This is a genomic window from Candidatus Chordibacter forsetii (assembly GCF_964187505.1).
In the GTDB taxonomy this organism is placed as follows: domain Bacteria; phylum Verrucomicrobiota; class Verrucomicrobiia; order Opitutales; family Seribacteraceae; genus Chordibacter; species Chordibacter forsetii.
Window position 1 is genome coordinate 1 of record NZ_CAXLML010000004.1, and the last position, 13,681, is coordinate 13,681.

The following is a 13,681-nucleotide window of genomic DNA, read 5'->3' on the forward strand; positions in this document are numbered from 1 at the left end:
ATCACAGTATCGAGATCGACCACGCAGAGACCCACACCGGTGGTCTCATGCAATAGCACATTGTTGAGCTTGGTATCGTTGTGCACCGTACGGGTGGGAAAATTGGCATAACGGATGAGGGTGGCAAGGTGTTCATTTTCCTTGGCAAAAGAAATGAGGTCGGCCACCTCGGAGGCACGCTGGCAGAGATCCGCTTCCACTGCCCGAAGAAAAGCATGGTAGCGGGATTCGGTGTTATGAAAGTCGGGAATAGTCTCGATGAGCGGATCGCCCGGGATGTCTCGTAATTGATACTGGAAATCGCCAAAGGCACGGGCAGCCTCATAGGCATGTTCGCGGGACTGAGGGACTTCGAGGGACAGACCGTTAGGCACATATTCGGTGACCCGCCAGTAATTTCCCTCTTCCCCGATTATGTAACTTGAACCGTCCAATGCGGGCACAAGAACAAGAGTGTTAAGAGTGGTCTGCCCATCGGTGTTTTTTTGGGAAAGGTGCCGGGTGACCCGGGCAAAATTATCCATCAGGGAGACGGGATCCTTGAACACATCGTGATTGATCCGCTGGAGGGTGTAGGAGTGCCCACAGTCAGTAATCAATAAGAAGGTATCGTTTACATTTCCGTTCCCAAAGGGTTCGGCAGATGTGGCAGTTCCATCCAGTTGAAAACGGGATGCTAGCACAAGCAGTTGGCTAATGGATAAATCTTTCAATCCACACATCGTCAAAATTTTGTCAGATGGGTCAACGAGAGAAAATTTTAATCTCGATTTATTTGATTGATTTGCGTGTCCCAAAAAAGGTTTACTTATCCTCGATGCAAAAGCCCATTCTTGTCCTACTCTTCCTTCTTCCTTTCCTAGGAATCGCCAAGCGTCCGAATATTATTTTCATCCTGACTGACGACCAGGGGTATGGAGATGTAAATGCCCATGGGCATCCGTATTTAAAGACTCCGCACACCAATAAGTTGCGAGAGGAAAGTGTGAGCTTTGATAATTTTTATGTCAGTCCTTCCTGCTCGCCCACACGGGCTGCCCTGCTTAGTGGAATGCATGAGTTCCGCACCGGGGTAACCCACACCATTCCACCGCGCCAGCAACTGGACGAGAAAGTAGTCTGCTTTCCTGAGCTGCTAAAGAAGAATGGATACCGCACCGGATTTGTGGGTAAGTGGCACCTTGGGAATTCACCTGGCCCCAGCGGTCAGGGATTTGACTGGTGCTCCACCAACCAGGCCGGACCAAACGCTCATTTCGACGCCGTTTTCGTCCGCAACCGAAAGAGAATGGAATCCAAAGGATACCGTGAGGATGTTTTTTTTGATGAATCCATGGCCTTTATAGAGGAAGCAGGCGATGATCCTTTCTTTTGCTACCTCTGCACTTACTCTCCCCACACCCCTTTGGCTGCTCCGGAAAAATTCATTAAACCATTCCGTGATGCCGGACTGAATGATACTCATGCCACCTATTTAGCAATGGTGGAAAATATTGATTACAACCTCGGCCGACTTATGAAATTCCTCAAGGATACCGGACGGGAGAAGAACACCATCGTGATCATGGTCAATGACAACGGCGTGACCGAGGGTTTAGATGTGTACAACGCTAATATGCGCGGGTCCAAATGTTCAGCATGGGAAGGGGGCACCCGTGCCTTTTCCTTTTGGAGATGGCCAGGCAAATGGAAACCAAGAATTATGGGCAATCTCACCGCCCATCTTGATGTTTTCCCCACGATCTGTGAACTGACAGGCACTAAGATCCCTGCAAACTTAAAACCCAAGCTGGAAGGAAATAACCTCCTTCCCCTTCTTGATAGCAAGGGACAAGTAAAGGACTGGCAAAAAGACAGGATTCTTTTCCACCATGTTGCCCGTTGGCCAAGTGGATTTGCTGAGCACCACAAGTATGCGATGGCAGGGGTACGCCAAGGTAATTTCCTTATGCTACGCAGTCACCACTGTGGAAATCAGGACTGCCTGAAGTACATGAGCCAGTGCATGGCCCTTCAGGCAATCGAGAAAGGTCGTACAGTACATACTTACGCTTACGGTACCGCCCAGTACCACTGGGGACTGAGCCCAAAGAACAAGTGGGTGTTATTTGATGTAAAAAAAGACCCAGGGTGCAAAAATGACCTGGCAGACAAGAAACCAGGGCTGGTTATCAGCCTTGATAATGCCTACAGTAAATGGTGGGACGATACCTATCCTGAAATGATCGCGATGGGTGGTGATGCCGGCAACCCCGACGAAGGCCGGCAGGCAGCTAAGAAAAGCTCAAATTGGAAAGGCAAGACCACCGATAAAAAGTAAGGACCCCGGTACCAGTATCGCTTTACAGCGGGGAAGATTTTTGGGCCGAGCGGCGGAGGGATTTCCATTTATCTAACCGTTCAGAAATAGCAGACTCGGCACCTGAAGTTTTCGGGCGGTAAAGGGTGAGAGGTTTTTCGAGGTATTCCTGACCGGATATATTCTCGGGGAATTCATGGCTGTTTAAGTAACCCTCCTCCCCTTCTTCACGGTCCTCACGATTCCGGCCATGGCGGTCGCGGACCGAGGAGGGTACGGACTGGGCGGGTCGTTCCCGCAGGGCACGCTTGGCTTCCCCAATGGCAAGGGTGACGCTGTTGCTCTTTGGGCATGTGGCAAGAAAGAGGGTAGCATGGGCGAGGTTAAGTTCGCACTCAGGCAAACCAATGGTTTCGCACGCCCGAAAGGCTGCATCGGCCATCAACAAGGCACGAGAATCGGCCAAGCCCACATCCTCCGAGGCAAATATGACTAGTCTACGGGCAATGAATCGTGGGTCCTCTCCGCCCGCCAACATTTTGGCTAGCCAATAAATAGCGGCATCAGGGTCGTTTCCTCTCATGCTCTTAATCAAAGCGGATGCAGTGTCGTAATGCTCATCCTCATCGCGATCATAACGAACCCCGCGTTCACCTGCAAAGAGAGCAATTTGTTCCTCTCCAATCGTTGCTCCTTCCGGTAACCCCTCCACGATGGTTTCCAATAAATTATATGCCCGCCTCATGTCCCCTCCGGCAAAGAGAGCCAAACTGGCAAGGGTTCCCTCTTCAGCAGAACATTGACGATCGCCTAAGCCACGCGCCCTATCCGTAAGGCAGAAATGAAGAGCCTGTTCGATGATTTCCTCATCCAGAGACTTAAGAGAAAACAAGTGCGATCGACTGAGCAAGGGATCGATCACATAGTATCTTGGATTGTGAGTCGTCGCACCAATTAGCCGAACCTCCCCGGATTCGATATCAGGTAACAGCAGATCTTGTTGGGATTTATTGAATCGATGAATCTCATCCACGAAAAGGTAGCAGGTTTCAGCACCGTGATACTTTGCAAGCTTCAAGGTCTCGCGTAATTCTGCAACATTGGAGGTAACTGCATTTACTTTGAGCAGTTTACACGATCCTTCCATTGCAATCACAGTGGCCAAACTAGTTTTGCCTGTACCTGGCGGACCGGCAAAGATCAAATTCCCTACCCGGTTTTCACGAATCAATTTGGGAAGCAGGCATCCATTACCCAACAAATGATCCTGTCCAATTACTTCATTTAGTGAATGCGGACGCATGCGTTCCGCCAGGGGTCTAATTGCCCCCCCTTTAGTTGCTGATTGTCCGAGGGGAAAATCCATGGTGCCGTCGTGTTGCATTACCTGAACCATCCAAACACTTTGAAGAGCTTGGGGCAAGCCAATGGAATGACCTACTACAGGGGATCAACAAATATTCAAATTTAGTTGATCACAAACTAAACATTTGGATGGGTTCGGTAGTAAAATTTTCGACCACATTCAGGGGTTAGTCAATTTTGGCACGCCATCTGCAATATTGCTCTCACTAACTAACAAAAGTGTCACTAATCACTGAATATCAATAATTAATAAAATGAAATCTAAATCCCTACAGTTATTATGTATAGGTACATCTCCCTGGAAGTTTCTTCTTTTGGCGATCATACTTGCATTCTCAAACGCCGTGCCCGCCCATGCGGATGATCACGAAGAAACGCCAGCCGCTGAGGAAGAAGCCGGTCCAGTCGACGACTACCTGGAACTGTTGGAGGCACAGGGTGAATATGCACCTGCCTATGACTTTTTCACGACCTCCATGTTATGGACTGTAATTGCGGCAGCTCTTGTGTTTTTAATGCACTTGGGTTTTGCCACTTTGGAGTCTGGCCTTTGTCAAAAAAAGAACACTGTAAATATCCTGTTTAAAAATGTGTTTATAATCTCAATTGGCGTTCTGACCTATGCCTTTTTCGGATTCAATACCCATTACCCAGGAGATTTCAATGGTTGGTTTAGCTGGGGCGGAATGATTGGCGACCTCAACGCCGACGGTGGATCTACATGGGGATATGGTGGCCTCGGTTTAGCCATGACAGGGTTTGGTGATTTTATCTTCCAAGCTATGTTTGCTGCGACCGGAGCAACTATCGTTTCTGGTGCAGTTGCCGAACGGGTAAAGCTTTCTGCTTTTATGATCTTTGCAGTTCTTTTCGTAGGTGTTGCTTATCCTGTTGCAGGTTCTTGGCACTGGGGCGGTGGAGTCTTGGCTGATATTGGATTCAAAGATTTTGCTGGTTCAACGGTCGTCCACGCTTTTGGTGGTTTTGGTGCCCTGGCCTGTGTGATGGTTCTTGGACCTCGTCGTGGAAAATATACTGAAAATGGCATCAAGCCCATACCTGCACACAACTTCCCGCTTGCGGCTATTGGAGTATTTCTACTGATGTTTGGCTGGTACGGATTCAATGGTGGTTCAGTGTTGTCTGCAGAACCAGGTGCGTTGGGATTGGTATTTACCACCACCACCCTGGCTGCATGTGCAGGTGCGCTTGGTGCAATGTTTACTTCTTGGTTCGCCCTGAAAAAGCCTGATCTGTCCATGGCCCTTAACGGCATTTTGGCCGGCCTAGTAGGAATAACAGCCAATGCAGATGTTGTTTCTGTAGGCAGTGCCATACTGATAGGTTTAATTGCTGGAATCATTGTTGTCTTTGCGATCACCTTTTTTGACAAATCCAAAATTGACGATCCAGTCGGTGCAATCTCCGTGCACGGGGTATGTGGGATCTGGGGAACACTGGCTGTTGCCATATTTGCGGACGGGTTTGACTTCATGGTACAACTCAAGGGTGCCTTGTTGGTGAGCATATTTGCCTTTGTCTTTGCTTATATCGTATTTACGGTATTAAAAGCTATTATGGGAGTCCGTGTTAGCGAGGAAGAAGAAGATCGTGGGCTTGACATTACTGAGCATGGTCAAGAAGCCTACACAAACTAATAAGTCGATTCTACCTAAGACTCATTAATCAAAAACAAAAGAATTATCATGAAATTAATCAAAGCAGTCATCAAGCCGTTCAAGCTTGAAGAAGTTAAGGATGCCTTGTCCGAAATCGGAGTTGAAGGCATGACCGTATCTGAGGTCAAAGGATTTGGCCGACAAAAGGGACATACTGAAATATACCGAGGTAGCGAATACACCGTCGATTTTTTGCCGAAAGTTAAAATCGAAATCGGAGTGGCAGATGACCTGACAGATAAAGTAGTCGATGCGATCGTAGGAGCCGCACAAACTGGGAAAATTGGAGATGGTAAAATCTTCATTCTACCCATGGAAGAATGCGTACGCATCCGAACAGGAGAAAAAGGAGACGAAGCTCTCTAATTTCTCGAATCCTTACGGGCAATAAGGAATTAATTATCCTTATTGTTTCTTTTTAACCTTAGCCCGGTTCCTTTGTGAACCGGGCTTTTTTGTGTTTTGGCGGGAAAAAATATGAAAAGTTTTCATATAAAAATTATATTTGCTCATTATGTGAAAATTTTTCTTATTAAATGCTTCTTACTATACCGCTGTAATCACGAACAAATAAAATAATGATTTCCAAATACATAATCTTTCTATTTAGCATGGGTCTTTTGCCATTCTTGTCTGCTCAAGATGGACAACCAACCGAAATAGGTTCAGCGGATGCAACCATCTTGGTATCCGAAACAACACCCGCACAGGTGGTTGAGGAAGAGGCAGCATTGGACAGTGGAAACACAGCATGGATGCTTACTGCCACTGCACTTGTTTTATTTATGACCCTGCCCGGACTGGCTCTTTTTTATGGCGGCTTGGTTCAGTCCAAAAATGTACTCTCCGTATTAATGCACTGCTTTGCCATCGCCTGTCTTGCATCAATGGTTTGGTTTGCAGTTGGCTACAGCCTCTCTTTGACTTCAGGCAGTGGCAATGAATGGATCGGGGGAACCGAAGCCTTCTTCTTGCAACATCTGACTGCTGATTCCCTCAACGGGGATCATCCAGAAACGGTTTGGATCATGTTCCAAATGACTTTTGCGATCATCACACCCGCTCTTATTGTCGGTGCTTTTGTCGAGCGGATTAAATTTTCTGCAGTTCTTCTCTTTAGTGCCTTATGGCTAATCGTCGTCTATTGTCCTGTATGCTACTGGGTATGGGGTGGCGGCTGGCTTGCTGAAAAGGGAGTAATTGACTTTGCAGGTGGTATTGTGGTGCACGCAACCGCAGGTGCATCTGCCCTGACCTTGGCCGCTATGCTTGGTCGCAGGCAAGGCTTCCCCAAATCTTTAAAACCTCCGCATAACCCTGGCATGGTAATGACAGGTGCAGCTATGCTCTGGGTTGGATGGTTTGGGTTTAATGCTGGTAGTGCTGCCGCTGCAGATACCAGTGCAGGAATGGCCATGTTGGTTACACATCTTTCAGCTGCCACTGCAAGCTTGGTTTGGATGCTTGTGGAATGGCGTAGCACCGGAAAGCCAGGACTGGTAGGAATTGTTACCGGGATGGTTGCTGGACTTGCAACCATTACTCCAGCTTCTGGAAGTGTGGGGCCACTCGGAGCAATCATCATTGGAGCATCAGCCGGAATTATCTGTTACTATGCTTGTGGCTTTATCAAAGAAAAGTTGGGCATTGACGATTCTCTTGATGTGGCTGCGGTTCACGGAGTCGGTGGAATACTCGGAACTTTAATGGTCTCTTACCTTGGTTGGAAAGGCGAGCTAGGAGGCTTAGGAATAAATGCCGATAGCTGGAGCGATCAATTGATTGTTCAAGCCCAAGGTTGTTTGGCTGCGATTGCTCTTTCTGTTGTAGCCACTTATATCATCGTAAAAGTAATTTCAGCCCTTACCTCTGGCATCCGGGTATCCGAAGAAGATGAGACAAAGGGGCTTGACCAAGCGTCTCATGGCGAGAATGGTTATTCTCTTAGCTAATCTTAACTACCCTCATAGTCATCTAACTTTTATACAAATATGAAACTGATCAAATCCATTATCAAACCTTTTAAACTCGAAGATGTAAAAGAAGCCCTTTCCGAAATCGGAATCGAAGGAATGACTGTGATTGAAGCCAAGGGTTTCGGGCGACAAAAAGGACATACAGAAATTTACCGTGGTAGCGAGTATACCATTGATTTCCTCCCCAAGGTAGTCATCGAAGTCGCCGTTCCTGACGATATCGCAGACAAAGTAATTGATACCATCGTAAAAGCCGCCAAAACCGAGAAAATTGGCGATGGTAAAATTTTTGTTATCCCTATTGAGCAAGCCGTGCGTATTCGTACTGGCGAGCAGGGCGAAGTTGCCCTCTAATTTTAACTAGCAATATTTAGTTGCAAAACACTTCCGGGCGATCTGTCCGGAAGTGTTTTTTTTGGCTTAGAGCAACCCCTCTAGTGTCCAAATCAACCAAGCCACAGTGGCATAAATAGGAAATGCCATAAATTGCTTGAAAGATTCCATCCACGCTCCAGGTTTGGGCAGTTTCTGTACCCACTTAGGAAAAAAGGAAAGGCCAAGATAAGGTGAGGAAAGCCCCAGTCCTACTGCGGTGAATATAATAAAGGAGTAAAAAGCTGGCATTGTCAGAGCAGCTCCTACGGCAACTCCGAGGAAAGGAGCCATACAGGGGGTAGCCACTACCGTAGCCAAGACGCCAGAAAAGAAACTGCCGGATAAACCAGATCTTTGTGACAAACCGGAGCCTATTCCAGTCACAGACATTCCAATTTCAAATACACCACTTAAACTGAGACCAAAGGTCAAAAGAATCAGAGCAAGAATAAATACAAATCCAGGTTCCTGTAGCTGAAACCCCCAACCGAGTTGCTCCTCCAAACCATCCCGCATGATTAAAAGAACTCCAACCAACAACCAGAAGGACAGCAACACACCGAGGGTAAAAACCCAACCATGCCGAATGATACTTGAACTTTCTTCACCAGCCTGCTTCACAAAACCCATAATTTTCAGGCCGATTACAGGAAATACACAGGGCATAAGGTTAAGAATTAATCCACCCAACCAAGCGAGCCCCAATAGAGCGGCAAAATTATACTCTTTATTCTTTTTATCGACTGCCTTCCCCTCACGCATCGTTTCACTAAGGAGATCAGCCGATAGAACTTCTGAAAGGATGAGGGGATTTGAAGAAACTCCATTATAAGAACTGGGATAAAACACATTCAAGGGTACTCCTTCTCTACCATAAGATTGTAGAGATTTAAGAATTTGGGCACTTTTTTTCGTCCAATCTGCCCGTAATAATTTCACATTACCTGCAGCAATCGAATCGATTACTTCCTGATCTCCATAAACGCGTTTATTTACCTGACAAGAGAGGCACCACTTAGCTGTATAATCGACATAAACCGCGTTGCCATCTGCAAGTAATTGGTCCTGCAATTCCTGGCTCCAGACTTCCCAATGTAGGGTACCTAAAGTGGAAGAAGGTACTCGACCAGGGTAGCCCAACCACAAGCCATACACTAAGCTGAGAATAGCAAATGCATACCAGTTGCCGACCAGTGCTGATGGTTGCCGAGAGCGACCATATGCCCAGGCAGCCATACTGATGAAAACGACCGCGAGGAGAAGGCGAAGTAGAACAAATTCATCAGCGATATATTCCGTTCCCTCAGAATAGTTATGGGAGGGGGAAGAAAAGCCTATACCTTCAATGGGAAAGGAGATTTCCCACGCATTGGAAAGGCTAGGATGAAACAATAATCCAGTTAAATTTTGAGGTGGTTTCTCATAACCTTCGGCTACTCTCCAGTCCATGCCAATTGAACGATTTTTACTCGAGGATGAAAGAGAAGAAAGGCCTACAGATATAGAAGGTTCTTCTGGAAAGAAGATAAAATCATTACTATTTAGGTTTTGTATTTTGGGACCATGAATCGACAATTTCCCGGAGGATCCTGAAAAGGAAGCACTTCCAATCGAACTAGTTGGCATAGGAATGGGCAGCTTTGCCCTCGCCTTATCTAGCCATTCTCGAGTTTTGGCATCAAATACCGGATCATTGCCCAATGTAAGATCCATGGAAAAGGAGTATTCATAGGGCAGGCAGGATGCTTCATTACAGACAAGGGCGTTGAAGGTTCCGCTTAATTCAACCTTCTTCCCGATGGAATCACTTGATGAGACTGGAACTTTTAAACGGGCAAGCACAGTAAAATTATTCTCCAAGGCATAACCAGTCATCCCTTCATATTCATACAAATATGGAGAGGGGAATTCGAGTTCACCGATCATCCATCCTTCTGGTAACGACCATTGAATAGTTGTGGGGTAACCGGATTCGCCTGAATTTTTCCAATAAACATGCCAATCGGTTTCCAGCGAAATATTGAACCCAACCCATACCTCTCCACCCGGCACAACCACCGGAGAAGCAAATACCGGTTCAACAACTATGAGGTCATCTACTTTAGGCTGAACAAAATTCGCCCAAACTCCCGTTGAAAAACAAAGATAAAGGAAGGTTAAACGGTAAAGACTCGCCAACATAGCAAGCAAATCAGGGTCTAGGGAAAAACACTCAAGTTCCCGCGAGTACTTTCGCAAAACTCAGCCATCGATTTCTGCAAAGATGTTGGCCATCTTGTATGTTCCTGCAAAGTCTGAAAAACATATACCTGTGGAATTTTGGATATTCCAAGTTCCAAACCCGCGAGAAAATTATCAAATGATTTTCCCCAGGGAATAGCATGTTTTTGAAAACTTAAACCAGGCAGGGATGAATCAATGCCCAACCTTTTTAAAGCAATCTCCTCTATTTCCTCGGCATTGTCCGGCAAATTCCGCTCACTTTGTAGGGCAACAAGCCAATAACCTGCAGTCTTGCGAATTAAGGAGTTCAGCCCCTGCCCCACTCCGGCAGATTGTGGATTAGCCAATAAATTTGTATCCCGAGTAATTCCCAATCCGTTGAAATCGTTGCGTGAAACTTCATCGGGTGAAAAATCAGGCATATTTCCAGCAAGAAAGAAAACAACATCAGGATCATAACTCATGGCGGTGGCAAGTCCATACCAAGGCCCAACCACTCCAGGGAGCACTTGAGCGTAAAGAAGTTCCTTGGGATAAAATTGATTCCTTCCTTCCTTTAATAAATCAGGGGTTGTTCCAAGGCTGGTAATCCATTCGGTGGCATACCTTTTGTTTTCATCATTGGCCCGTAGAATCGTTTTGCCAAGGGCATGGGATTCTCGAAGGTTCCAACAAAGCACCAGGTTGAAATAGGAATTTGCAGAGAGCTTGGTCAAGGATTCCAAGACGGAAAGTTTCATAGACTCAAAGCGTTCCACAGCATTAGGACCTTTTAACTGATAAGACCCTGCATCAATTAGGTAGACCACATGTTTGGCTTCATAGGTTTGGTCAATGAAATCTACTCGATTCCCCAACTCCAAGCTCGATGGTGGCTCAGGAAGTTTTAGAGCTGGTGCTAGCATTTCCTCAAGATTGGGTCTGGGGCTGTTACCGGAGAGAGGTGCTTTCATTCCTCGTACAGTTCCATCATCGGATAACTTACCAAATTGATCGACCTGTTCGATTAAATCATCCAACTCGGGTGGTTGTGTGGTTATATCTTTCACCAATGAAGTATTATCATCTGCAATTTCTATCTGGGATACAGATGGTTCTGCATCTACAATCAATCCAGGTTCAACGGGTTGAACAGACCAGTTCCAAACTGCCCAAACGATTCCGGCAGCTAGGTTCGAGAAAATACTAAGAATTAAAAGAAATTTGATATACCAAGGCACATATTTTATTTTTCGAGTGCGGATTTTTTTAGTATGATTGAAACCCCGTCCTGCATTAGACCCTGTTTGCTCGTAAATACTCCCCCCGTTTTTGATCAAATGATCATGCCAGGTTTGGAATTGCTCCGGAGTAATGCCGTATTTTTTGCACTGATCATCTCTGGGAACCCCACGAATGATCGATTCCAGTACAATCCTGAGCTTTTGCTCACCCGTAAATTCCGCCGGCATAACCAACTACCTAGCAAAGCAATAACTGTCGTGCAACCGCCAATGCACTAACAGTAGCTGTCTCCAGCCTAAGGGTGTAAGGTCCAAGGGATAAGAAAGAAAGTCCCACCTCCTTAGCTTGAGCTTCCTCCCGTTCGCTCCATCCACCCTCTGGTCCAATAAAGATGGAAAGTAAATTCGCTTCTTTCCCCATGCTTTCTGTTCGCATGCCCGAGGTTAAACTGGCCATCCATCTTTCTTCACCTGCTTCCGGGGATTTGATAAGTTCCTGAAAATCAATCGGGCTATCAAATACAGGAAGCCAGGCATTTCCGCTTTGCTTGGATGCTTCGCGGGCAATCTTTATCCATCGTTCTTTCTTGTCTTTTAATTTTACTCCTGAAAAAGCTCCCTCTGTTCTTTCTGTCTTTAAAGGAGTCAATCGATTGATACCCAATTCCGTTAATGGACGGATGATTTCTTCCCACTTGTTTCCCTTACCCAAAGCTATGGCCATTCGGGTTTGGGTCTTGCATGGAGCAACCTTCTCAATTTTAGAAATACCTACTCTGACTTGATTCCGATCTACTTCCAAGCACTTGGAAGCGAAACGCCCCCCTTTACCGTCAAGTAATTCCACAGCATCTCCCTGTTGAATGCGCAAAACTCGGCTGAGGTGACTTCCTTCATCTTTAGCCAACAATACTTCATCCCCTTCATTTTCTGGAGAATCTTCAATAAATGCCCGGATATACCTCGCCATATCAATCAAAGGTAGAAAAAATACTGCTTGCTTGGCAACTCAACACCATGCAAGGGATGAATTTATGTTTGTAAAAAGAAAAAATACATTATGCGCATAAGCGGAGGAAAAGCCCGGGGTATTCCCTTGCGAGTAAATTCGAAAAATGGAGTACGTCCGGCGATCGAGACGACCCGTGAACGACTATTCTCATCGATTTCAAGCATTCTTCCACAAATCCGTGCTCTTGATCTATTTGCCGGTTCTGGTGCCTATGGTCTAGAAGCTCTCAGCAGGGGAGCGGCTGAAATCACTTTAGTTGAGAACCACCGCAAAGTCTTTGCAGACTTAAAGGTAAACCTTGCAGCCGTTCTCAAAAGTGCAAAATTGGAGGGCCCCGCGGGGAGACTAGTAAACCGTAATGTCATGGACTTCCTTAAGAGTAAACCCGACCGACCCTACGATATCATTTTTATTGATCCTCCCTACATGGAGATTGATCGGCTCTGCCCCCAAATTTTTGATCTTATTAGGCAGGAAAATTTTCTCACTCGTAATGGCCGAATTATCTTAGAAAGCCCAGGCGAAAAAGTCCTTCAATTCACAGGTTGGGAATTAACAAAAACTTTGGGTAAGGAAAAACGCGGTTCTCCCGTGCATCGAATCTACCGACCTGACCAACCCTTGCCAGCCCAATAAGCTGGGGATATTGCCCCAACTGCGGCCACCACAGCAGTTTCAACTCGCAAAACACGTTGGCCCATATGACAAAGGCTGAACCCATTAACCCTCAGACAATCCCTTTCCTGATGTGACCATCCGCGCTCTGGTCCAATCGCCAAGTGGGCAGGTTCATTCTCTTTCTGCTTGAAGGTGGAAATACATTCGGCGGCTTCATAAATATCAAGGGCCAAGGCAACTTTGGGGACAATTCGAGAAGCCGCTCGTGCTTGTTCCAACCCATCGACCTTAATGCATCGTGGAAGATGGCAGGAAAATGCCTGCTCCGTGCCTTTAATCAGCAAACGTTGCCATTCATTATGCCATAGGGAACTTTCACCATAAGAGGACTCCCCCTTGTCCGTATGGAAAAAAATTATTTCCGCCACTCCGAGCGAGGCAGCCTGTTCGATTACCTTACGACAAGTCTGAGGTCTTGAAAGACCAACCAATAACGAGATGGGAAGAAGGTCGGATAAGTGGGGGGCATTCCACTCAAAAGAAATTTTGACCGCTCCACAATTTATCCATTCGATCAAGCCCTTACCCCGCGGGCCATTAATCACCCCAAAATCAAGCCGTTCCCCATCTTTTGCTTGGAGCACTTTTTTTAAATGGACTGACCGTTCGTCCTGAGCGGGCCATTCAATTTCATCAACGGCTTCTTCGAGTAAAAAGAGATTCAATGGGACAATAACCAAACAGCCTGGTATGGACGAAGTTCGAGATCATTTGTTCCCCAATCAATTTCTCCGCCACTAATTAAATCCCTAGCCTTGCTTTGGGGAAAGCGTTTTTTAATTTCCTTCATCGGCTTGACCACGCTTGAACTGGGTAAAAAATTATACAAACAAACAATCGATTGGTTCCCA

The 13,681-nt window shown here is 46.2% G+C and carries 13 protein-coding genes; 6 read left to right on the forward strand and 7 right to left on the reverse strand.

Annotation, left to right across the window (positions count from 1 at the left end):
• Positions 1-797: phosphotransferase enzyme family protein (locus ACKPQ4_RS00125; RefSeq protein WP_407679176.1), on the reverse strand; the 797-nt coding region annotated here is incomplete at its 3' end.
• 20 nt (positions 798-817) lie between these two features.
• Between ACKPQ4_RS00125 and ACKPQ4_RS00130 the strand changes: the two genes are divergently transcribed.
• Entirely contained in the window at positions 818-2,320 is a 1,503-nt protein-coding gene (locus ACKPQ4_RS00130) for an arylsulfatase (RefSeq protein WP_407679177.1), read from the forward strand.
• A 22-nt stretch (positions 2,321-2,342) separates the two neighbouring features.
• Here ACKPQ4_RS00130 and ACKPQ4_RS00135 read toward each other — a convergent pair whose 3' ends face one another.
• Positions 2,343-3,683, reverse strand: a complete 1,341-nt coding sequence (locus ACKPQ4_RS00135; RefSeq protein WP_407679178.1) for a replication-associated recombination protein A — start codon at positions 3,681-3,683, stop codon at positions 2,343-2,345.
• A 235-nt stretch (positions 3,684-3,918) separates the two neighbouring features.
• On the opposite strand from ACKPQ4_RS00135, the gene ACKPQ4_RS00140 reads away from it, so the two are divergent.
• The 4 genes from ACKPQ4_RS00140 to ACKPQ4_RS00155 all read left to right on the forward strand — a co-directional run bounded on the left by ACKPQ4_RS00140 (position 3,919) and on the right by ACKPQ4_RS00155 (position 7,673).
• Positions 3,919-5,322, forward strand: coding sequence for an ammonium transporter (locus tag ACKPQ4_RS00140; protein ID WP_407679179.1), 1,404 nt, complete (start codon positions 3,919-3,921; stop codon positions 5,320-5,322).
• Positions 5,323-5,370: 48 nt separating this feature from the next.
• Positions 5,371-5,709, forward strand: a complete 339-nt coding sequence (locus ACKPQ4_RS00145) for a P-II family nitrogen regulator (protein WP_407679180.1) — start codon at positions 5,371-5,373, stop codon at positions 5,707-5,709.
• 389 nt (positions 5,710-6,098) lie between these two features.
• On the forward strand, positions 6,099-7,295 hold the full coding sequence (locus ACKPQ4_RS00150) for an ammonium transporter (protein ID WP_407679188.1): 1,197 nt from the start codon (positions 6,099-6,101) through the stop codon (positions 7,293-7,295).
• Positions 7,296-7,334: 39 nt separating this feature from the next.
• Positions 7,335-7,673: a P-II family nitrogen regulator gene (locus ACKPQ4_RS00155; RefSeq protein ID WP_407679181.1), complete on the forward strand. Its 339-nt coding sequence runs from the start codon at positions 7,335-7,337 to the stop codon at positions 7,671-7,673.
• 66 nt (positions 7,674-7,739) lie between these two features.
• On the opposite strand, the gene ACKPQ4_RS00160 is transcribed toward ACKPQ4_RS00155, so the two are convergent.
• Genes ACKPQ4_RS00160 through ACKPQ4_RS00170 form a run of 3 tightly spaced genes read right to left on the reverse strand, consistent with a single transcriptional unit; the run spans position 7,740 to position 12,110 of the window.
• Positions 7,740-9,932, reverse strand: a complete 2,193-nt coding sequence (locus ACKPQ4_RS00160) for a thioredoxin family protein (protein WP_407679182.1) — start codon at positions 9,930-9,932, stop codon at positions 7,740-7,742.
• Positions 9,893-11,368 carry a hypothetical protein gene (locus tag ACKPQ4_RS00165; protein WP_407679183.1) on the reverse strand — a complete coding sequence of 492 codons (1,476 nt, stop codon included), beginning with the start codon at positions 11,366-11,368 and terminating at the stop codon, positions 9,893-9,895. The genes ACKPQ4_RS00160 and ACKPQ4_RS00165 overlap by 40 nt, the downstream gene beginning before the upstream one ends.
• A 10-nt stretch (positions 11,369-11,378) precedes the next feature.
• Complete coding sequence (locus ACKPQ4_RS00170) at positions 11,379-12,110, reverse strand: RsmE family RNA methyltransferase (protein WP_407679184.1); 732 nt, start codon at positions 12,108-12,110, stop codon at positions 11,379-11,381.
• Positions 12,111-12,200: 90 nt separating this feature from the next.
• On the opposite strand from ACKPQ4_RS00170, the gene ACKPQ4_RS00175 reads away from it, so the two are divergent.
• Complete coding sequence (locus ACKPQ4_RS00175) at positions 12,201-12,788, forward strand: RsmD family RNA methyltransferase (RefSeq protein WP_407679185.1); 588 nt, start codon at positions 12,201-12,203, stop codon at positions 12,786-12,788.
• Here ACKPQ4_RS00175 and ACKPQ4_RS00180 read toward each other — a convergent pair.
• Positions 12,755-13,495, reverse strand: a complete 741-nt coding sequence (locus ACKPQ4_RS00180) for a 16S rRNA (uracil(1498)-N(3))-methyltransferase (RefSeq protein WP_407679186.1) — start codon at positions 13,493-13,495, stop codon at positions 12,755-12,757. The two genes, ACKPQ4_RS00175 and ACKPQ4_RS00180, sit on opposite strands and share 34 nt — an antisense overlap.
• The coding region (locus ACKPQ4_RS00185) for a hypothetical protein (protein ID WP_407679187.1) at positions 13,492-13,681 on the reverse strand (190 nt) is incomplete at its 5' end. The genes ACKPQ4_RS00180 and ACKPQ4_RS00185, both read right to left, overlap by 4 nt.